The following is a 19392-nucleotide window of genomic DNA, read 5'->3' as shown; positions in this document are numbered from 1 at the left end:
GTTCGCGTGAGATCGGGAGCGCCACGGGTGCCTCCGGCCACGATAAGGCCATAGTAGCGGCGTCTTGGGGCGCGGCTGGCCGATTTGGGGCGTGCGGAGGGGATCGCCCGGTCCGAATCCTTGCGGTGAAGCGCCAAAAGCGGCATTGTCCGGACCCGACGGTTCCGGGTCCGATGTCGCCGGTCGCGTTCGCGTGCGAGACGGCCTTTTGCTTCGAACCCAGGCACTACCAACTCAAGGCGAGCCCTGATGTTTTCAAATCGTTTCAACCGCTGGACTGCTGCTGCCATCGCCCTTGCCGGCTCTGCGATCATGGCGGTCCCCGGCGGAGTGCTGGCGCAGACGCCGGACCATCCGGCCGACACGGCGGCGCAGTTTCCGACCCGAAACGATCTGAAGTCGCTCACCACCGCCGGCAGCTATCTCGCCGCCCGCCACGCCAGCGTCGAGCGCGACGCGACTTCGGCCGCCGCTTTCTACCGCTCCGCGCTGCGGACCGACCCGAAGAACAACGAGTTGCTCGACCGCGCCTTCATTTCCTCGGTCGACGACGGCGACATCGAGGAGGCGGTCAAGCTTGCCGAGCGCATCCTCACCATCGACAAGACCAATCGCGTCGCGCGCCTCGTCGTCGGCGTGCACGATTTGAAGCTGAAGAAATATTCGAGCGCGCAGAGCAACATCAACCAGTCGATCCGTGGGCCGATCACCGATCTCGTCGCAACGCTGCTGTCCGGCTGGGCCGCCTATGGGGCGGGCGATGCCAAGGGCGCGGTCGCCACGATCGACAAGCTGGCAGGCCCGGAATGGTATCCGCTGTTCAAGGACTTGCATGCCGGCATGATCCTCGAGAACGCCGGCAAGGAGAAGGACGCGGGCGTCCGTTTCGAACGCGCCTACAAGCTCGACGATTCCATGCTGCGCGTCACCGAGGCCTATGCGCGCTGGCTGTCGCGCAACAAGGACGCGGCGTCGGCCACGGCGATCTATGAAGCCTTCGACAAGAAGCTCGCCCGTCATCCGCTGATCGTGGAAGGTCTGCGCGAGACCAAGGCCGGCAAGAAGATGCCGCCGCTGGTCGATTCTGCGCAGGCCGGTGCAGCCGAGGCGCTCTACGGCATCGGCGCGACGCTGACCCGCCGAGGCGGCGAGGATCTCGCGTTGGTCTATCTCCAGCTCGCGCTCTATCTCCAGCCCACCCATCCGCTGGCCTTGCTCTCGCTCGCCGACCTCTATGAATCGGTGAAGCGTCCGCAGATGGCGATCAAGATCTACGAGCGCGTGCCGTCGAGTTCGCCCCTCAAGCGCAACGCGCAGATCCAGCTCGCCATCGATCTCGATTCCGCCGACCGTACCGACGAGGCGATCAAGATCCTCAAGGGCGTCATCACCGAGGACTCGAAGGATCTCGAAGCCATCATGGCGCTCGGCAATCTCGAGCGCGGCCGCAAGAAGTTCGGCGACTGCGGCGCGACCTATTCGCAAGGCATCGCCGTGCTGCCTGTGGGCAACGACAAAGCCAACAGCGTCTGGTACTACTACCGCGGCATTTGCGAGGAGCGCTCCAAGGAGTGGGCCAAGGCCGAAGCCGACATGAAGAAGGCGCTCGAGCTGCAGCCCGATCAGCCGCATGTGCTGAACTATCTCGGCTATTCCTGGATCGACCAGGGCGTGAACCTCGACGAAGGCATGAAGATGATCAAGCGTGCCGTCGAGCAGCGTCCCGACGACGGCTACATCGTCGACTCCCTCGGCTGGGCCTATTACCGCATCGGCAATTACGAAGAGGCGGTTAAGAACCTCGAGCGCGCGATCGACCTCAAGCCCGAGGATCCGACCATCAACGACCATCTCGGTGACGCCTATTGGCGCGTCGGCCGTACGCTGGAAGCCAAATTCCAGTGGGCGCATGCCCGCGATCTCAAGCCCGAGCCGGATGATCTGCCGAAGATCGAGGCCAAGATCGCCAACGGCATGACGGATGACAGCTCGAACTCTTCGGCCGCGCAGGCGGACAAGAAGAAGGACGACGGCAAGGGCGGCTAATCTGGTTGAGTTTTGGGGGCGTATCGCCGATGCCGGCGTTGATTGAAGAAGGGCGCGCGAAGGTCAATCTGAGCCTTCGCGTGGTTGGCCGTCGCTCCGACGGCTATCACGATCTCGAAAGCGTGGTTGCATTTGCCGATTGTGCCGACCGGCTCACGCTGGAACCGGGTGGCGAACTCAGGCTTGCGACCACGGGGCCGCTTGCGGCGGCCTGCGGCGAGACCTCGGACAATCTCGTGTTCAAGGCCGCAAAACTGCTGGCCGAAGCGGTGCCGCATCTGAAGCTCGGCGCCTTCGCGCTCGACAAGGTCCTGCCGGTCGCAGCAGGTATCGGCGGCGGCTCGGCCGATGCGGCGGCGGCGCTGCGCTTGCTGGCCCGCCTCAACGATCTGTCGCTCGATGATTCCAGGCTCCAGAAGGTCGCGCTTGCGACCGGCGCCGATGTGCCGGTGTGCCTGCTCTCGCGCGCGTGCGACATGACCGGCGTCGGCGAGCAGTTGCTGCCGCTGGCCTTGCCGAGCATGCCCTGCGTCATGGTCAATCCGCGCGTACCGGTCGCGACCAAGGACGTCTTCCAGGAGTTGGGCCTGCGCAACGGCGAATTGCTGGTCGGTGCGACCGACGTGCTCGAAGCTCCGGCCTGGCCGGAGGCGGGCGGGTCGGTTTCCGATTGGGTCGACGTTCTCGAAACCGTCGCCAACGATCTCGAGGCTCCCGCGCTGCGCATCGAGCCTGTCATCGGTGACGTGCTGGAGGCGTTGCGCTCTTCCGCCGGCGTCAAGCTGGCGCGGATGTCCGGCTCGGGCGCGACCTGCTTTGCGATCTATGGCGCTCCAGCGGACGCGCATGCCGCCGCCGAGCAGATCCGGCGCGGCCACCCCGGTTGGTGGGTGCATGCGGGGACGTTGAGCTAGAGCCTATCCGTTGCCCACTCGGCTGTGGGCTAGACTAGTCCGCGCCATTCTCGGCCAGCCCCAGAAACGTCCGGATTTCACCCAGCACCTCCTCCGGCTTGTCGTGCTGCAACCAATGCCCGGCACCGGTGATGGTCGCGATGCGCGCCTGCTGGAAATAACGCTCCAATCCCGCCGAACGAGCGCCAGCCAGAAAGCTTTCGCCGGCATTCAACAGCAGCGTGGGGCACGCGATCCGCGACCACAGCGCGACGTGATCATCCGGCCAGAGCCGGTGCGGCGCGGAAGCGCGCTGATAGGGATCGAACTTCCAGCTATAGGTGCCGTCCTCGTTCCGCCGCGCGCCGTGCGTGGCGAGGTGCAGCGCGAGGTCGCGGGTGAGGCGCTTGTTGTGAAGCACCATCTGCGCAGCCGCGTCTTCGAGAGTCGCATAACGGCGCGGCGTGCGATCGTGCAGCCTGTCGAGCTGGCTGACCCATTTGCCGATGCGTTCATGCACCGGCGGCTTCGGCGTGTCAGGCAGCATCGTCACGCCGTCGAGGACGACGAGCTTTTCGACTTGCTCGGGGAATGAGCCTGAGAAGATCAGGCTCACCATGCCGCCCATCGAATGGCTGATGAGGGTCACCTGAGGCGCAGCGATGCGGCGGATGAGCTGGGCGAGATCGTAGACATACTCCGTCAGCGCGTAGCTGCCGCCTTTGGTCCAGTCGGAATCGCCGTGCCCGCGCAAGTCCGGCGCAATCACGTGGAAATGCCGTTGCAGCGATCGGGCGATGGCGTCCCAACTCCGGCAATGATCGCGACCGCCATGGACCAGGATGAGCGGCGGTGCGCTGTCGTTACCCCAATCGGCGTAATGCAGCCGCAGCCCGTGCGACTCGTAGAAATGGCTTTCTGGGGTCATCATCGCGACCTACCCCTGTACTGGCCGCCGCGCCAGCGCGAGTGACAGGCCAAGGCCCGTGATGAAGACGCCGGAGCCTTGCGTGAGGCGCCGCATCAACTGCGGTCGTCCGATCAACTGCGCGCGCGTCGCGGATGCCATCAGCACCACGACGACATCGGCGAGTGTGTTCAGCGTCACCGAGATGGCGCCGAGCAGGATAAATTGCAGCGTCGGGCTCGCGCCTGCGGGATCGAGGAATTGCGGAATGAAGGCAAGGAAGAACGCTGCGGTCTTCGGATTCAACGCCTCGACCAGCACGCCGTCACGGAACGCCCTGGTGTCGCCGACGGGCTCGCTCGCGAGCGACAGCGTCCGGCCGGCGCTTTGATACGTTTTGATGCCGAGCCAGACCAGATAGAGCGCACCGACGAATTTGACGGCAGCAAACAATTCAGCGCTGGCGAGGATAATCGCGGAGATGCCGAAGCTGCCCGCGACCACATGGACCAACCCGCCCAGAGCGGTGCCCGCGGTCGACGCCAAGCCGCCGGCGCGACCTTCCGACAAGGTCCGAGCTGCGACGTAGAAGATGCCCGGACCGGGAACGGCGGCGATGACAAGGGCGGCGGCCAGGAACAGCCAGAAATTCGTTTCGCTCATCCTGCTTTGGTAACGATGCCCAGCGCGATTGCAAGCCCGCTGGCTAGCTCATGCGCCGGAAGATCGCGCTGGCGTTCACCCCACCGAAGCCGAAGCCGTTGGAGATCGCATGCCGCATCTGCGTCGGACGCGCCGTCCCAGTTACGATGTCGATGCCATCGGCACTCGCGTCGGGGTTTTCGAGGTTGAGTGTCGGCGGCGCGACCTGATCGCGCAGAGCGAGTACGGTGAAGATGGCCTCAAGCCCGCCGGCCGCGCCGAGCAGATGACCGGTGGCCGATTTGGTCGCGCTCACCGCGATAGACTTGTCGCGGCCGAACAGCGCGCCGATCGCGGCGAGCTCGCTTTCGTCGCCGGCGGGCGTCGAGGTCGCATGCGCGTTGAGATGCTGGACATCGGTGGGCGCAAGGTTCGCCTGGCGCAACGCGATCTCCATGGCGCGGCGGGCGCCGTCACCATCAGGGGGACCTGACGTCATGTGATAGGCGTCCGCGCTAGTGCCGTAGCCGATGATCTCGGCGATCGGCGTGGCGCCTCGCGCCAGCGCATGCTCGAGTTCTTCGATAACGAGAATGCCGGCGCCTTCGCCCATCACAAAGCCGTCGCGATCGCGATCGAACGGACGCGAGGCGCGGGTAGGCTCGTCGTTGAACCCGCTGGACAATGCGCGGGCTGCGGCGAAGCCGCCGAGGCTGACGAGATCGATGCAGGCCTCCGCACCGCCGCAGATCGCGACATCGGCATCGCCCGCGCGGACCAGGCGTGCGGCATCGCCGATCGCCTGGACGCCGGCGGCGCACGCCGTGACCGGTGTGCCCAGCGCGCCCCTGTAGCCATATTTGATCGAGACATGGCCGGCGGCCAAATTGGCGAGAAACGAGGGGATCGTGAACGGCGACAGCCGCCGCGGGCCGCGCTGTTCGGCGATGCGCACGGCTTCCGCCATGGCAGGGAAGCCGCCGACGCCGGAGCCAATGATCGTTGCGGTTCGCTCCAGCGACGCCGCGTCCTGCGGCGTCCATTTGGCCTGCGCCACCGCCTCCGCGGTGGCGAGCAGCGCGAACAGGATGAAGCGGTCCATCTTGCGCTGATCTTTCGGCGCAGCCGCCTCCGCCGGATCGAAGCCGCCGTCCGTATCATCGGCCTTGTCGGGCACGAGGCCAGCGATGCGCGCCGGCAGGGCCTGCGACCATTGGGGCAGGGGACGCAAGCCGCTCTGACCGGCGAGCAGCCTGCGCCAGGACGTCTCGACACCGCAGCCAAGCGGCGACACCGCACCCATTCCCGTCACGACGATACGACGCATGTCAGTCTCCCGCCGGCGCAATCGCCGGGTTCATGGCTTTGAGCGAGGTGAGCCGTCGTCGCATCAGGCGGCTCGCGGCGGGACCTGCGATCACCACCGCATTTGCGATCGTGATCGGTTGCCTGTCGGCGGCGTCGACCACGACCGGATCGAGCGGCCGGCGATCGCCCCGGTTCGCCAGCAGGATGGATTCGCCCTTCGGCGCGAGATGCTTGTTGCCCCAGGCGAGCAGCGTCGCGATCACGGGGAAGAAATCCCGCGCCTTGTCCGTCAGCACATATTCATAGCGCGGCGGCCGCTCCTGATAGCGGCGGCGTACGAACATGCCGGTCTTGGTGAGATGGGCGAGCCGCCGCGACAGGATGTTTGGCGCAATGCCGAGATTGCGCTCGAACTCGTCAAACCGCGTCGAGCCTTGAAGCGCATCCCGCAGGATCAAGATGCTCCACCATTCGCCAACCGTCTCCACGGCGCGGCCGACCGGGCATTCCAGGATCGAGGGTAGTTTGGGCTGCATGACAGGAGGGTAGGTTAGTAGCTTGCAAAATGCAAGTAACTAGGTGAACGATGGTAGATGGCGAAGCTGCGACCGTCGAACTACCGCCGAGGTTCGAGTGTGAGTTGGTGGATTGTTTCCGAGGAGGGATTCTGAATTGCTTCGCTGCGCTCGCACAGCAATGACGAGAATGGGGCAGCGAGCGCGAATCTATCGCCGTCACTCTGAGGCGCGAGTGCCTCAGAGTGACGGGGCTGATCGAGGTGCGGTCGTGATAGGCTGCTGGGGAGCGATCGCGCTCAGTGTGATCTCGCCAGACAGAACGCCACAACCTGCTCCAGCGCGCTCTTCATCGGCGAGGACGGGAATAGCGCCAGCGCGTCCACGGCCATGGCGCCGTAGTGCTGCGCGCGGCTCAGTGTGTCCTCGAGCGCGCGGTGCTTGTTCATGAGGCCAATGGCGTGATCGAGGTCGCTGTCGCCGATCTCGCCGCGCTCGAGCGCCTTGATCCAGAACGCGCGCTCGGTATCGTTGCCGCGGCGGAAGGCGAGCACCACCGGCAGCGTGATCTTGCCCTCGCGGAAGTCGTCGCCGGTGTTCTTGCCGAGTTTTGCGCTCTTGCCGCCATAATCGAGCACGTCGTCGACGAGCTGGAAGGCGATGCCGAGATTCATGCCGACGGAACGGCAGGCGGTCTGCTCGGCCTTCGGACGATTGGCGATGACGGGGCCGACCTCGCAAGCCGCTGCGAACAGCTCGGCGGTCTTGCCGCGGATCACGGCGAGATATTCGTCCTCGGTGGTCGCGGTGTTCTTGGCGGCGGCGAGCTGCATCACTTCGCCCTCGGCGATGGTCGCCGCGGCCGCAGAGAGGATGTCGAGAGCGCGGAGCGAGCCGACCTCGACCATCATGCGGAACGCTTGTCCCAGCAGGAAGTCGCCGACCAGCACGCTGGCTTCATTGCCCCAGAGCATGCGCGCCGACAGCTTGCCGCGGCGCATCTCGCTCTCGTCGACGACGTCGTCGTGCAGCAGGGTGGCGGTGTGCATGAACTCGACGGAGGCAGCTAACTTGATGTGGCCGTCGCCGGCGTAGCCGGCGAGGTTGGCCATGGCGAGCGTCAGCATCGGGCGCAGCCGCTTGCCGCCGGAGGAGATCAGATGGTTGGCGACCTCCGGAATCATGGTCACATCGGACCCTGTCCGCGACAGGATCGTGGCGTTGACGCGCTCCATGTCGCCGGCGACAAGGGCAACCAGCTCTTCGATCGACGCGCCGGGGGTTTCGAAAGGTACGATGACGGCCACGCCGGTCTCCAATATTTGCCCCGGAGGGGCTATTCTGATGGAAAGACAATAGAAACTGGAAGGGGATGCGGCAAGGCCTGTGGAACCATTGACATTGCCGCTTAACCCTTTTCAGCTCAGGAGGCTCGTTTGCGTGAACTGGTTCGGACCAACGATATCGTGCTGGTGTCGGCGATTGGCGCGCTGCTCGACGGCGCCAACATCCATCATCTGGTGCTGGACCAGAACATGAGCATCATCGAGGGTTCGCTCGGCGTTCTGCCGCGGCGGATCCTGGTCCATGAGGACGACGCCACCGCGGCCCGGCAGTTGCTGACCGAGGCCGGCCTCAGCCACGAGCTGCGCGGCGATGATTGACGTCGTCACAGATTTCACCGAGGACGCCTTTCTCGGCGGGCAGTTGCTGCTCAAGCAGAAGCGATCTGGCCACCGGGCCGGACATGACGCGATCCTGCTTGCGGCGGCGACCGAGGCTCGCGAAGGCGACCGCGTCGTCGATCTCGGCGCAGGCGTCGGCACCGCCGGGCTGGCGCTGGCCCGGCGCGCCGCGGGCATCGACCTTCGTCTCGTCGAGATCGATCCGGAACTGGCCGAACTCGCGCGCGCCAACGCGGCGGCAAATGCGATCGCGGTTGAGGTTGTGGTGCTCGACGTCACTGATGACGCGCAGGCCTTCGCGGCACGCGGGCTCATGCCCGACAGTGCGGACTGCGTGTTGATGAACCCGCCGTTCAACGATGCCGCGCGGCATCGCGGCTCGCCGAACCAGGCGCGTCACACCGCGCATGTCGCGACCGAGGAGACGTTGCATGCGTGGGTGCATGCTGCAAGGCGGCTCCTTCGATCGAGCGGTGTGCTGACGCTGATCTGGCGTGCGGATGGACTTGCGGACGTTTTGACAGCGCTGTCACGCGGTTTCGGCAGCGTGGCGGTCCTGCCGGTTCACGGCGAAGCGGGCAGGCCTGCGATCCGTGTGCTGATCCGCGCCGTCAAGGGCGGCCGGGCGCCGTTGCGGTTGTTGCCGGGCCTGATGCTCAATAATGAGTCAGGTGTGCCCAGAAAAGAGGTGCGGAATATTCTGGAGGGGAGGGCGGTCTTGCCGCTGGCGGAGCCGTGACGGCTTACTGCGGAAGCGATTCCGACTGCTGTTCCGGCCGCGATGTAAAGCGAATCGCCGTGAAAAGCGCACCGATCAGCATCAACAGCAGATAGACCTTCATGTCGCTTCCTCCGCTGCCTCATTGCAGCTTCCCAACAGGGATTCTGCAAAACACGTTCCAGGCACCAGCAATGACAGTCGCGTGATAAGAATTGGTAAATCAGGAGTAACGGCATGGCCGAGCAATTGAACGATCGCGAAAATTCCGGCCTTGCCGAAAAGCTCATGCAATATCTGCCGGCGCGCATCCGCCCCGGCGCCGCGGTTGTGCCGGTGGTGCGGCTGTCGGGCGTGATCGGCGCAGTGACGCCACTGCGCCCGGGCATGACGCTGGCGGGTGTCGCACGGGTGCTGGAGCGAGCCTTTTCTTATCGCAACGCCAAGGCGGTGGCGCTGGTGATCAATTCGCCCGGCGGCTCGCCGGTGCAGTCGCGCCAGATCTATCTGCGCATCAAGCAGCTGGCGGCGGAGAAGAAGCTGCCGGTGCTGGTGTTCGTCGAGGACGTCGCGGCCTCCGGCGGCTACATGATCGCCTGCGCCGGCGACGAGATCTTCTGCGATCCGTCCTCGATCCTCGGTTCGATCGGCGTGGTCGGCGGCAGTTTCGGTTTCCAGGAAGCGATCAAGCGGCTCGGGATCGAGCGGCGCCTCTACACGGCCGGCACCCACAAGGCGATGCTCGATCCGTTCCTGCCCGAAAACCCCGATGACGTCGCCAAGCTGAAGGCGCTTCAGCGAGAGATCCACCAGATCTTCATCGCGCTGGTGAAGGAGAGCCGCGGTCTCAGGCTGAAGGGCGCGGACGAGACGCTGTTCACCGGCGAGTATTGGGCCGGCGAGACGTCGATCGCGCTCGGGCTCGCCGACGGTATCGGCGATCTCCGCTCAACTCTTCGTGCCCGCTATGGCGAGAAGGTTCTCACCCCCGTGATCGCGCAGCCGGCCGGGCTGCTGTCCGGCCTGTTGGGGCGGAAATCGCCCGGCGCGGGGCAGCTTTCAGCCATGGAATCAATGGCCGGCCTGCCGGATGATCTGATCTCGGCGATCGAGACGCGGGCGATTTGGGCGAAATTCGGGTTCTAGGCGCCGCCTTCCCGCGCCATTTGGTCCGCCGCGAGCCAATTGCGGCTCGGGCCGGACTGCGCGAATATGCGTGTGGGGGCTGAGCACGAGACAAGGATCGACCGATGCCGCCGTTTATCGCATTTGCGGGCGTCCTGGGTGGGCTTGCCGTGGTCCGCTGGGCCTACAAGACTGCCATCAGGATCAACGAGGAGCTGGAGGAGATGCGCCTGTCGCGCGTCGCCGAGGCCGCCTCTATGGGGACCATCCAGACGCTGAAGCGTGACCCCGTCACTGGAGCCTATAGGCCGGGTTAGGTAGCGCCCTTTCCATACGCACGGTCATTCCGGGTTCACCCTTCGGGTACCCCGGAATGACGTCATTCACCCCCCCTTTGCCTTGATTCCCACCCCCGCCGTCGATACGGTCCCGCGCGATTCAACCCCCCGCGAGAGCCTGATCTGACGATGGACGCCTCATTGCCCGCCCATATGCGCCCGGAACGCTCGTTCCAGGGCTTCATCCTCGCGCTCCAGCGGTTCTGGGCCGAGCAGGGCTGCGTGATCCTGCAGCCCTACGATATGGAAATGGGTGCGGGTACCTTCCATCCGGCCACCACGCTGCGCGCGCTCGGGCCAAAACCCTGGAACGCCGCCTATGTGCAGCCCTCGCGCCGCCCCAAGGACGGCCGCTACGGCGAGAATCCAAACCGGATGCAGCACTACTACCAGTTCCAGGTAATCATGAAGCCGTCGCCGCCGAACCTTCAGGAGCTGTACCTGAAGTCGCTCGCCGCGATCGGCATCGATTCCGCCGTGCACGACATCCGCTTCGTCGAGGACGACTGGGAGAGCCCGACGCTGGGCGCCTGGGGCCTCGGTTGGGAGTGCTGGTGCGACGGCATGGAGGTCAGCCAGTTCACCTATTTCCAGCAGGTTGCCGGCTTCGAGTGCGCGCCTGTTGCGGGCGAGCTCACCTACGGGCTCGAGCGCCTCGCGATGTATGTGCAGGGCGTCGACCGCGTCTACGACCTCAATTTCAACGGCGGCGACGGTGACCAGAAGGTTACTTATGGCGACGTCTTCCTGCAGGCTGAGCGGGAATATTCGAAGCACAATTTCGAAGTCGCCGACACCGCGATGCTGTTCGAGCAATTCAAGATGGCCGAGGCGGCCTGCCGGAAATATCTCGAAGCAGGCTGGAAGGACGGCAAGCGCGACGCGCATCTCATGGCGCTGCCCGCCTATGACCAGTGCATCAAGGCGAGCCACGTCTTCAACCTGCTCGACGCGCGCGGCGTGATCTCCGTGACCGAACGACAGAGCTACATTCTTCGCGTGCGTGAGCTGGCCAAGGCTTGCGGCGAGGCCTGGATCCATACTGAAGCGGGCGGAGCGGCCTGATGCCCGATCTTTTGCTTGAACTGTTTTCCGAAGAAATCCCCGCGCGGATGCAGGCCAAGGCGGCCGACGATCTGCGCCGCCTGGTCACCGACAAGCTCGTCGCCGAGGGCCTCGTCTACGAAGGCGCCAAGGCGTTCGCGACGCCGCGCCGCCTTGCGCTCACCGTGCACGGCATCCCTGCGCGTCAGCCTGACCTGAAGACCGAACGCCGCGGGCCGAAGGTCGGTGCGCCCGATGCGGCCGTGCAGGGCTTCCTGAAGGCGACTGGCCTGAAATCGCTGGATGAGGCCAAGATCCAGCGCGATCCCAAGGGCGATTTCTACATCGGCTTGATCGAGAAGCCCGGCCGCGACGCGATCGACGTGCTCGCGGAAATCCTTCCCGTCATCATCCGCACCTTCCCCTGGCCGAAATCGATGCGCTGGGGCGCACGCTCGGCCAAATCAGGCTCGCTGAGCTGGGTGCGTCCGCTGCACGCGATCACCGCGACGTTTGGGCCCGAGACGGAAGAGCCCGATATCGTGAAGTTCGAGGTCGATGGCATCGAGACCGGCCAGACCACCTATGGTCATCGCTTCATGGCGCCGGCTGCGATTTCGGTTCGTCGTTTTGAGGACTACGAAGCGAAGCTGAAGGCGGCAAAGGTCATTCTCGATCCGCAGGCGCGCAAGGACATCATCTTCGCCGACGCCAAGGAATTGACCTTCGCGCAAGGTTTTGAACTGGTCGAGGATCAGGTGCTGCTCGACGAGGTCTCGGGCCTCGTCGAATGGCCCGTCGTCATGATCGGATCGTTCGAGGCGGAATATCTCAAGATCCCCGACGAGGTGATCCGCGCCACCATCCGCAACAATCAGAAGTGCTTTGTGGTCAAGGATCCCAAGACCGGGAAGCTGACCAACAAGTTCGTCCTCACCGCCAATATCGAGGCGGCTGACGGCGGCAAGGTCATCGTATCGGGCAATGAGCGCGTGATCCGTCCGCGCCTGTCGGATGCGAAGTTCTTCTATGAGACTGATCTGAAGACGAAGCTTGAGGATCGTCTGCCGAAGTTCGAGCAGATCGTGTTCCACGAGAAGCTCGGCACGCAGGCGGAACGCATCAAGCGCATTGAGGTGTTAGCAGCAGAGATCGCGCCGCTGGTCGGCGCTGATGTCGAGAAGGCCAAGCGCGCAGCTCGTTTGGCCAAGGCGGACTTGCTCACCGAAGTAGTCGGAGAGTTCCCCGAAGTGCAGGGCTTGATGGGCAAATACTACGCGTTGGCCCAAGGCGAGGACCCGTCGGTCGCTGCGGCTTGTGAAGAGCACTACAAACCGCAGGGGCCGGCTGATCGCATCCCGATCGATCCCGTGAGTGTGACGGTGGCGCTTGCCGACAAGATCGATACGCTCATGGGCTTTTGGGTGATAAATGAGCGGCCGACCGGAAGCAAAGATCCTTATGCTTTGCGCCGTGCCGCGCTTGGTGTCATTCGAATTATCGTCGAAAATCAGCTTCGAATTCCACTTATGGATGTGTTCATTCCCGCTCATATTCAGGTCCGGGATGAACTAAAGCACCAAAAGTTGGATCGTCTTGCAGACGAGCTAAAGAAGCTTCCCAGCGAGGTGATTACTGCTCGTAGGGCAAATCGCATCCTGTCGAAGCTTGAGAAAGAAGCGTTCCCGGCCGAGCTTCCAGACGAGGAGGTCGAGGATGCACTGGACGAGATATTTGACCTTCGGCTGTTTATCGATGACCGCCTAGAAGCTCAGCTTCGGAACCAAGGAGCGCGCTATGACCTCGCGAGGGCGGTGCTGGAGTTGGGCACTGAAGACGATCTTGTTTTGATCGTCCGCCGCGTCGAGGCGCTCGGCAAATTCCTCGAAAGCGACGACGGCAAGAACCTGCTCGCCGGCACCAAGCGCGCCAGCAACATCCTTGCGATCGAGGAGAAGAAGGACAAGCGCAGCTTCGACGGTGCGCCGGACGCAGCGCTCTACAGCCTCGACGAGGAGAAGGCGCTGGCCCAGGCGATCGGCGAGGTGAAGGCGGAAGCGAGCGCTGCTGTTGCCAAGGAGGACTTTGCGGCCGCGATGAGTGCGATGGCAAAGCTGCGTCCGCCCGTCGATGCGTTCTTCGACAAGGTGCGCGTCAACGACGACGATGCCAGGGTGCGCGAGAACCGCCTGAAGCTGCTGAACGAGATCCGCAGCGCCACGCGAGCGGTAGCGGATTTCTCGAAGATCCAGGATTGAGGCGCGCTCGCGCGGCAAACACCACTGTGATTCCGGGCTCGCGCTGCGCGCGCCACGGAATGACGGCACAAAAAATGCCCCACCCGGCGGGGGGAAGACCGGGCAGGGCCTGATGTCCGATCAACACTGCTCGCGCCAGCCTGATTGAAATGGCGCGCCGGACATCTAGTCGACCAACATCAGTCCATCACCTCGACGATGCGTCGCGAGCGCGGCTCCACCAGCACCGTCTCGCCGTTCACGACGGTGTAGCGATAGGTCGTCGCGCCGAAACGCTGCGGCACGTCATAATAGGTGATGCCGGTTTCAGGTAAGGTGGCACCGACGATCACGCGATCCGGAATATGGAAGGCCGGCACACGTTGCTCGACGACATAGTCACGGAAAGCCGGCCGCTGCTCGACCGCAATCGTCGGGCCGCTATCGACCACGACGGGCGCGCGTCCCACCGTGATCCCGGTTTGCGCCTGCGCCGCGACGGGCGAGCCGATCGCGGCCGCGAGCGCTGCAAGGGCGAGAATCCTGTTCCGCATGGGCAACTCCTTCGACGTGCTTTTGCGACGTGGTTTTAGGGGACGCGCCAGTGGCGCGACCGGTTGCCAATGCTGCGCCGCGCGCGATGTTCCGAAAAAGCCTTGCCGCATCAGCGGCAATTTCGGGCAGTTTTCGCGAACGGCGGAACCCGTCGGGCGGCCCGCGCGTCTCTACCCGCGGAACCCGGTCCGGTATGATCCGCCCGCGATTCGCCCTAACGCTCGGAAAGAAAATTCATGCACATCGCCGTCGCCCACATCTCGCCGCTCCTGTCCCTGCTTGCGGGTGTGCTGATCCTGATCATGCCGCGCCTGCTGAACCTGATCGTCGCGATATTTCTCATCATCAATGGCGCGATCGGGCTCGGTTTGTTGAAGTGGCTCCATCTCTAGGCCTTCATTTTCCGGAACTCTTCGACTTGCGCGGGCCCGCCCAAAATGGTGTAAGGCCCGCAATTTCCCGTTCCTCTCGCAGGTTGTGTGCAAGCTATGGCCAAAGCCGCCTCGAAGCCTAAGAAATCCCCAGCGAAATCAAAGTCCTCCGCCAAGGCGAAGGCCGCGCCGGCGGCACGCAAGACGCTTGCCAAGAGCGCCGTGAAGAGCGCGCCGAAGCCGGTCGCCAAGACGGTTGCGAAGGCCGCCGCCAAGCCGGCAGCCAAGGCTGCGACCAAGAGCGTTGCTGCGAAGGCGGCTCCGGCCAAGAACGCACCAGCCAAGATCCCGGCCAACAAGTGGGTCTTCACCTTCGGTGACGGCAGGGCCGAGGGCCGCACGGAGATGCGCGACCTGCTCGGCGGCAAAGGCGCCAACCTCGCCGAGATGGCCAATCTCGGCCTGCCGGTGCCTCCGGGCTTCACCATCCCGACCTCGGTCTGCACTTACTTCTACGCCCACGACAAATCCTATCCGAAGGAATTGCAGTCGCAGGTCGAGAAGGCGCTGGACTATGTCGGCAAGTTGACCGGCAAGGTGTTCGGCGACACCAGGAACCCGCTGCTCGTCTCCGTGCGCTCCGGCGCGCGCGCCTCGATGCCGGGCATGATGGACACCGTGCTCAATCTCGGTCTCAACGACAAGACGGTGGAAGCGTTGTCGGAACTCTCCGGCGACCGCCGCTTCGCCTATGACAGCTATCGCCGCTTCATCACCATGTATTCCGACGTGGTGCTCGGCTTCGAGCATCATCACTTCGAGGAGATCCTCGACACCTTCAAGGACAGCCAGGGCTATACGCTCGACACCGACCTTACCGCCGAGGACTGGGTCGACCTGGTCGGCAAGTACAAGGACGCGGTCGCACGCGAGACTGGCAAGGAATTCCCGCAGGATCCGCATGACCAGCTCTGGGGCGCGGTCGGCGCGGTGTTTTCATCCTGGATGAACGCGCGCGCGGTGACCTACCGCAAGCTGCACGACATTCCGGAATCCTGGGGCACCGCGGTCAACGTGCAGGCCATGGTGTTCGGCAACATGGGCGAGACCTCGGCGACCGGTGTTGCCTTCACCCGCAATCCCTCGACCGGCGAGAGCAAGCTCTATGGTGAGTTCCTGATCAACGCGCAGGGCGAGGACGTGGTGGCGGGCATCCGCACGCCGCAGGACATCACCGAAGAGGCGCGGAAAGAGTCGGGCTCCGACAAGGCGTCGATGGAAGCGGCGATGCCCGAGGCCTTCAAGGAGCTGACGCGGATCTACACGCTGCTCGAGAAGCACTACCGCGACATGCAGGACATGGAGTTCACGGTCGAGCAGGGCAAGCTGTGGATGCTCCAGACCCGCGGCGGCAAGCGCACCGCGAAGGCGGCGCTGCGCATCGCGGTCGAGCTCGCCAATGAAGGCCTGATCAGCAAGAAGGAAGCGGTGACGCGGATCGATCCCGCTTCGCTCGACCAGCTGCTGCACCCGACCATCGATCCCAACGCCAAGCGCGACGTGATCGCGACCGGCTTGCCGGCGTCGCCGGGAGCTGCCTCCGGCGAGATCGTGTTCTCCTCGGACGAAGCGGCCAAGCTCCAGGGCGACGGACGCAAGGTGATTCTGGTCCGCATCGAGACCAGCCCGGAAGACATCCATGGCATGCACGCCGCCGAGGGCATCCTGACCACCCGCGGCGGTATGACCTCGCACGCGGCAGTCGTCGCCCGCGGCATGGGCAAGCCCTGCGTCTCCGGCTGCGGCACCATCCGCGTCGATTACGGCCGCGGCACCATGAGCATCGGCTCGCGCACCTTCAAGGCCGGCGATGTCATCACCATCGACGGCTCGCTCGGCCAGGTGCTGGCCGGCCGCATGCCGATGATCGAGCCGGAGCTCTCCGGCGAGTTCGGTACGCTGATGAACTGGGCCGACCAGGTCCGCAAGATCGGCGTCCGCGTCAACGGCGACACGCCGGACGACGCCCGCACCGCGATCAAGTTCGGCGCGGAAGGCATCGGTCTCTGCCGCACCGAGCACATGTTCTTCGAAGAGACGCGCATCCGCACGGTGCGCGAGATGATCCTCTCCGAAGACGAGCAGTCGCGTCGTGCCGCGCTGGCAAAGCTTCTGCCGATGCAGCGCGCCGACTTCGTCGAGCTGTTCGAGATCATGAAGGGCCTGCCCGTCACGATCCGGCTTTTGGATCCTCCCCTCCATGAATTCCTGCCGCACACCCACGCCGAGGTCGAGGAAGTGGCGCGCGCCATGAACACCGATCCGCGGCGTCTGGCCGACCGCGCCCGCGAGCTGTCGGAGTTCAATCCGATGCTCGGCTTCCGCGGCTGCCGCATCGCGATTGCCTACCCCGAGATCGCCGAGATGCAGGCACGCGCGATCTTCGAAGCCGCGGTCGAAGCCGAGAAGCGTACCGGCAAGGCCGTCGGCCTCGAGGTGATGGTGCCGCTGATCGCGACCAAGGCCGAGCTCGATCTCGTCAAGGCACGGATCGATTCGACCGCGAAGGCCGTGATGCGCGATACCAACACCAAGATCGCCTATCAAGTCGGCACCATGATCGAGCTGCCGCGCGCCTGTCTGCTCGCGTCCGAGATCGCCGAAAGCGCCGAGTTCTTCTCGTTCGGTACCAACGACCTGACGCAGACGACTTACGGCATCAGTCGCGACGACGCCGCGAGCTTCCTCGGTCCGTATGTCGCAAAGGGTATTCTCTCGATCGATCCCTTCATCTCACTCGACCAGGAAGGCGTCGGCGAGTTGGTCAAGATCGGAGTGGCGCGCGGCCGCAAGACACGGCCGAAGCTCAAGATGGGCATCTGCGGCGAGCACGGCGGCGATCCGGCGTCCGTTGCGTTCTGCCACGATGTCGGTCTCGACTACGTCTCCTGCTCGCCCTACCGCGTGCCGATCGCACGACTTGCCGCAGCACAAGCCGCACTCGGCAAGGCGATTGCGAGCCAGGCGTAAGTTAAAGCGACATATGTGATGCGAAAGAGGCGGGGCTTGGCTCCGCCTCTTTTCGTTTCAGGCGACCTTCATTTGAGACAACGCTGTCGCCACACCCTCGCTGTCATCGCCCGCTTGACCGGGGCGATCCAGTGCTCCGGGCAAGCAGTGATTCAATCGAGGGGCTGCGACGTACTGGATATCCCGGTCAAGCCGGCGCATGACACCGATGATGTGGAAGCTACGGTAGCAATGACGACCGAGGAAACGCACGCGTCCCGTATTGATACGCGTCAGCAAGAGTTCCTTCACCATTTGCATTGAGCACTTGTTTACCGCTTCAGATCAGCCCGCATTTACCAATGCGCAGCATCGCTCCGCGAAAACACTTGAGGCGGCTTGAGTGTGTCGGCAGCGCAACGCCGATTAACGCCCCGGCAACCTAAATTGGATACTTACGATAAAGATCGAATTGCACGGATGTACTGGGTTCGGTCGAAAACTGGCGTAAGCGTAGCGTGAGCGTATCGATGTCAGTGTTGCGTAACCATCCGAAGGGCGCGCAGTTCGCGTCCTTCGGAATCGGTCTCCTGGTCTTCACATTGATGCCCAGAGAGATCGGCTATCAGGACATAGGCTCGTTGCTGGCGCGTCAACCCGGCGTCGTCGAGCGCTGGCAGAAGCAGGTATTCTCTGCGGCCTCGTCCATTCAGCTCGCGACTTACAGCTTCTCTCGCCCGATCGGGACGTCTGCGCCGCAGAGCGCGATGGTTCGCCTCGCGAGCCTCGACAGCCGCGACGTCACCGGCACCATTTCTCGCGGCAATCCGGCGCTGCAGGCACCGGCGCGCTACCGGGCCTCCGATTTTCCCAAGGTCGAGCGTGCGCTGAAGGGCGACCGTCTTGCCACCGTGACGCCGACGCCAGTGCCTGACACGAGCGAGCCTGCCGCGGCGCCCCCGCAGCATGATCCCGCGACCTCGAACAGCTCGGTATTTGGTGCCAAAACGGCTGAGCTGCCCGTCGCGCAGCCGCAGGCGATGTCGCCTGAGTCCGCGGCAGCGCTCGATCCCGAACTCCAGGAAGCGATGCGCGCGCCGCCATTGGCTCAATATACCAGTGCACCGAAGGCGGACGACAATGCCCTGTCTTTCGCGGCGCAGCCGCTCAACGCGCTGAAGCAGGCGGCGGTCGCCGCTCCGCCACGCGATCCCTTCAGCGTCAAGACCTCGAACCTGTTCTTCGGCAGCTCCTCGCTTGGCGGCAATCTCGAGAGCATCGAGAGCTGGCAGCCCGGCGCCGAGCCGCTGATCGTGATGCCCGATCCTGATTTGAAAGTCGCCTCGCTGTCGCCGCCGAACGAGGGCGCCGGAAATGCGGCTGAGAGCGGCGAGAGCGTCGCGCCGAAGGGCGAGGTCAACGCCGACAACCAGCGCTCCAAATCGCCGGCCGAGCGGCTGGCGCTGGACGAGAAGTCGCGCGCGAAGTCGGAAAAGTGCCTCGCCGAGGCGGTGTATTTCGAATCCCGCGGCGAGGCCGTGCGCGGCCAGATCGCGGTCGCGCAGGTGGTGATGAACCGCGTATTCTCCGGCAAATACCCCGACAACGTCTGCGGCGTCGTCTACCAGAACAAGTACCGCCACTTCGCCTGCCAGTTCACTTTCGCCTGCGACAACAATCCCGACGTGATCCGCGAGCCCGAGATGTGGGAGCGGGCCAGGAAAATTTCGAAGGCGATGCTCGATGGCCAGATCTGGCTGCCCGAGGTCGGCAAGTCGACGCACTATCATGCCTATTGGGTGCGTCCATCCTGGGTCGCCGAGATGAAGAAGATGTACAAATTCGGCGTTCACACCTTCTACAGGCCCCGCGCCTGGGGCGACGGCGACGAGGAGCCGAGTTGGGGCACGCCGGCGCAAACCGCCGCGCTCTCGGCCGAGCTCGTGCAGGAAGCCAAGAGCTCAGCCGAGATGGGCGTGACCGAGCGTCGCTGAGCGCA

The 19392-nt window shown here is 64.3% G+C and carries 18 protein-coding genes; 11 read left to right on the top strand and 7 right to left on the bottom strand.

Annotated features, from left to right (window positions below; all coding sequences use genetic code 11):
• The first annotated feature begins 249 nt into the window (after positions 1-249).
• Positions 250-2046, top strand: coding sequence for a tetratricopeptide repeat protein (locus QY049_RS36410; protein ID WP_194477306.1), 1797 nt, complete (start codon positions 250-252; stop codon positions 2044-2046).
• Between the two features lie 29 nt (positions 2047-2075).
• Positions 2076-2960, top strand: coding sequence for a 4-(cytidine 5'-diphospho)-2-C-methyl-D-erythritol kinase (locus QY049_RS36405; RefSeq protein ID WP_258762824.1), 885 nt, complete (start codon positions 2076-2078; stop codon positions 2958-2960).
• A 34-nt stretch (positions 2961-2994) separates the two neighbouring features.
• Here the strand turns inward: QY049_RS36405 and QY049_RS36400 are convergent, their stop codons facing one another.
• From QY049_RS36400 to QY049_RS36380, 5 genes are all read right to left on the bottom strand, one after another.
• Entirely contained in the window at positions 2995-3870 is an 876-nt protein-coding gene (locus QY049_RS36400; protein WP_258762823.1) for an alpha/beta fold hydrolase, read from the bottom strand.
• A 6-nt stretch (positions 3871-3876) separates the two neighbouring features.
• On the bottom strand, positions 3877-4509 hold the full coding sequence (locus QY049_RS36395) for a LysE family translocator (RefSeq protein WP_258762822.1): 633 nt from the start codon (positions 4507-4509) through the stop codon (positions 3877-3879).
• A 43-nt stretch (positions 4510-4552) separates the two neighbouring features.
• Positions 4553-5815, bottom strand: a complete 1263-nt coding sequence (fabF, locus tag QY049_RS36390; protein WP_301270508.1) for a beta-ketoacyl-ACP synthase II — start codon at positions 5813-5815, stop codon at positions 4553-4555.
• Position 5816: 1 nt separating this feature from the next.
• Positions 5817-6332, bottom strand: coding sequence for a helix-turn-helix domain-containing protein (locus QY049_RS36385; RefSeq protein WP_194477301.1), 516 nt, complete (start codon positions 6330-6332; stop codon positions 5817-5819).
• A gap of 278 nt (positions 6333-6610) precedes the next feature.
• Positions 6611-7618, bottom strand: coding sequence for a polyprenyl synthetase family protein (locus tag QY049_RS36380; RefSeq protein WP_194477300.1), 1008 nt, complete (start codon positions 7616-7618; stop codon positions 6611-6613).
• A gap of 129 nt (positions 7619-7747) precedes the next feature.
• On the opposite strand from QY049_RS36380, the gene QY049_RS36375 reads away from it, so the two are divergent.
• From QY049_RS36375 to glyS, 6 genes are all read left to right on the top strand, one after another.
• The gene (locus QY049_RS36375) at positions 7748-7975 is read left to right on the top strand and encodes a DUF2007 domain-containing protein (protein WP_194477299.1); all 228 of its coding nucleotides are present in this window, start codon (positions 7748-7750) and stop codon (positions 7973-7975) included.
• Positions 7968-8735, top strand: coding sequence for a tRNA1(Val) (adenine(37)-N6)-methyltransferase (locus QY049_RS36370; protein WP_258762820.1), 768 nt, complete (start codon positions 7968-7970; stop codon positions 8733-8735). The genes QY049_RS36375 and QY049_RS36370 overlap by 8 nt, the downstream gene beginning before the upstream one ends.
• 216 nt (positions 8736-8951) lie before the next feature.
• Positions 8952-9860 (top strand): S49 family peptidase, encoded by a 909-nt coding sequence (locus QY049_RS36365; protein ID WP_194477297.1) that lies wholly within the window; start codon positions 8952-8954, stop codon positions 9858-9860.
• 104 nt (positions 9861-9964) lie between these two features.
• Entirely contained in the window at positions 9965-10156 is a 192-nt protein-coding gene (locus QY049_RS36360) for a hypothetical protein (protein ID WP_194477296.1), read from the top strand.
• A gap of 150 nt (positions 10157-10306) precedes the next feature.
• On the top strand, positions 10307-11242 hold the full coding sequence (locus QY049_RS36355; protein WP_194477295.1) for a glycine--tRNA ligase subunit alpha: 936 nt from the start codon (positions 10307-10309) through the stop codon (positions 11240-11242).
• Complete coding sequence (gene glyS, locus QY049_RS36350; protein WP_258762819.1) at positions 11242-13479, top strand: glycine--tRNA ligase subunit beta; 2238 nt, start codon at positions 11242-11244, stop codon at positions 13477-13479. The genes QY049_RS36355 and glyS overlap by 1 nt, the downstream gene beginning before the upstream one ends.
• 179 nt (positions 13480-13658) lie before the next feature.
• Here glyS and QY049_RS36345 read toward each other — a convergent pair whose 3' ends face one another.
• Entirely contained in the window at positions 13659-14012 is a 354-nt protein-coding gene (locus QY049_RS36345) for a DUF1236 domain-containing protein (RefSeq protein WP_194477293.1), read from the bottom strand.
• Positions 14013-14249: 237 nt separating this feature from the next.
• On the opposite strand from QY049_RS36345, the gene QY049_RS36340 reads away from it, so the two are divergent.
• Complete coding sequence (locus tag QY049_RS36340; protein WP_258762818.1) at positions 14250-14405, top strand: DUF3096 domain-containing protein; 156 nt, start codon at positions 14250-14252, stop codon at positions 14403-14405.
• A gap of 96 nt (positions 14406-14501) precedes the next feature.
• On the top strand, positions 14502-17414 hold the full coding sequence (gene ppdK / locus QY049_RS36335; protein WP_258762817.1) for a pyruvate, phosphate dikinase: 2913 nt from the start codon (positions 14502-14504) through the stop codon (positions 17412-17414).
• A 57-nt stretch (positions 17415-17471) separates the two neighbouring features.
• Here the strand turns inward: ppdK and QY049_RS36330 are convergent, their stop codons facing one another.
• Positions 17472-17714: a hypothetical protein gene (locus QY049_RS36330; protein WP_258762816.1), complete on the bottom strand. Its 243-nt coding sequence runs from the start codon at positions 17712-17714 to the stop codon at positions 17472-17474.
• A gap of 209 nt (positions 17715-17923) precedes the next feature.
• On the opposite strand from QY049_RS36330, the gene QY049_RS36325 reads away from it, so the two are divergent.
• Positions 17924-19387: a cell wall hydrolase gene (locus QY049_RS36325; protein WP_258762815.1), complete on the top strand. Its 1464-nt coding sequence runs from the start codon at positions 17924-17926 to the stop codon at positions 19385-19387.
• The last annotated feature ends 5 nt before the right edge of the window (positions 19388-19392 follow it).

Origin of the sequence: Bradyrhizobium sp. WYCCWR 13022, assembly GCF_030435535.1 — a bacterium.
In the GTDB taxonomy this organism is placed as follows: Bacteria; Pseudomonadota; Alphaproteobacteria; order Rhizobiales; family Xanthobacteraceae; genus Bradyrhizobium.
Note: the sequence above shows the minus strand (reverse complement) of the source record. Positions and strands in the feature narration are given on the sequence as shown.

What these genes read in the sequence shown, in the direction of transcription:
- QY049_RS36395 (WP_258762822.1), bottom strand. Translation starts at nt 4,509, where the DNA reads ATGAGCGAAACGAATTTCTGGCTGTTCCTGGCCGCCGCCCTTGTCATC.
- QY049_RS36405 (WP_258762824.1), top strand. Translation starts at nt 2,076, where the DNA reads ATGCCGGCGTTGATTGAAGAAGGGCGCGCGAAGGTCAATCTGAGCCTT.
- fabF (WP_301270508.1), bottom strand. Translation starts at nt 5,815, where the DNA reads ATGCGTCGTATCGTCGTGACGGGAATGGGTGCGGTGTCGCCGCTTGGC.
- glyS (WP_258762819.1), top strand. Translation starts at nt 11,242, where the DNA reads ATGCCCGATCTTTTGCTTGAACTGTTTTCCGAAGAAATCCCCGCGCGG.
- ppdK (WP_258762817.1), top strand. Translation starts at nt 14,502, where the DNA reads ATGGCCAAAGCCGCCTCGAAGCCTAAGAAATCCCCAGCGAAATCAAAG.
- QY049_RS36325 (WP_258762815.1), top strand. Translation starts at nt 17,924, where the DNA reads ATGTCAGTGTTGCGTAACCATCCGAAGGGCGCGCAGTTCGCGTCCTTC.
- QY049_RS36330 (WP_258762816.1), bottom strand. Translation starts at nt 17,714, where the DNA reads ATGCAAATGGTGAAGGAACTCTTGCTGACGCGTATCAATACGGGACGC.
- QY049_RS36410 (WP_194477306.1), top strand. Translation starts at nt 250, where the DNA reads ATGTTTTCAAATCGTTTCAACCGCTGGACTGCTGCTGCCATCGCCCTT.
- QY049_RS36340 (WP_258762818.1), top strand. Translation starts at nt 14,250, where the DNA reads ATGCACATCGCCGTCGCCCACATCTCGCCGCTCCTGTCCCTGCTTGCG.
- QY049_RS36355 (WP_194477295.1), top strand. Translation starts at nt 10,307, where the DNA reads ATGGACGCCTCATTGCCCGCCCATATGCGCCCGGAACGCTCGTTCCAG.
- QY049_RS36365 (WP_194477297.1), top strand. Translation starts at nt 8,952, where the DNA reads ATGGCCGAGCAATTGAACGATCGCGAAAATTCCGGCCTTGCCGAAAAG.
- QY049_RS36360 (WP_194477296.1), top strand. Translation starts at nt 9,965, where the DNA reads ATGCCGCCGTTTATCGCATTTGCGGGCGTCCTGGGTGGGCTTGCCGTG.
- QY049_RS36345 (WP_194477293.1), bottom strand. Translation starts at nt 14,012, where the DNA reads ATGCGGAACAGGATTCTCGCCCTTGCAGCGCTCGCGGCCGCGATCGGC.
- QY049_RS36400 (WP_258762823.1), bottom strand. Translation starts at nt 3,870, where the DNA reads ATGATGACCCCAGAAAGCCATTTCTACGAGTCGCACGGGCTGCGGCTG.
- QY049_RS36385 (WP_194477301.1), bottom strand. Translation starts at nt 6,332, where the DNA reads ATGCAGCCCAAACTACCCTCGATCCTGGAATGCCCGGTCGGCCGCGCC.
- QY049_RS36370 (WP_258762820.1), top strand. Translation starts at nt 7,968, where the DNA reads ATGATTGACGTCGTCACAGATTTCACCGAGGACGCCTTTCTCGGCGGG.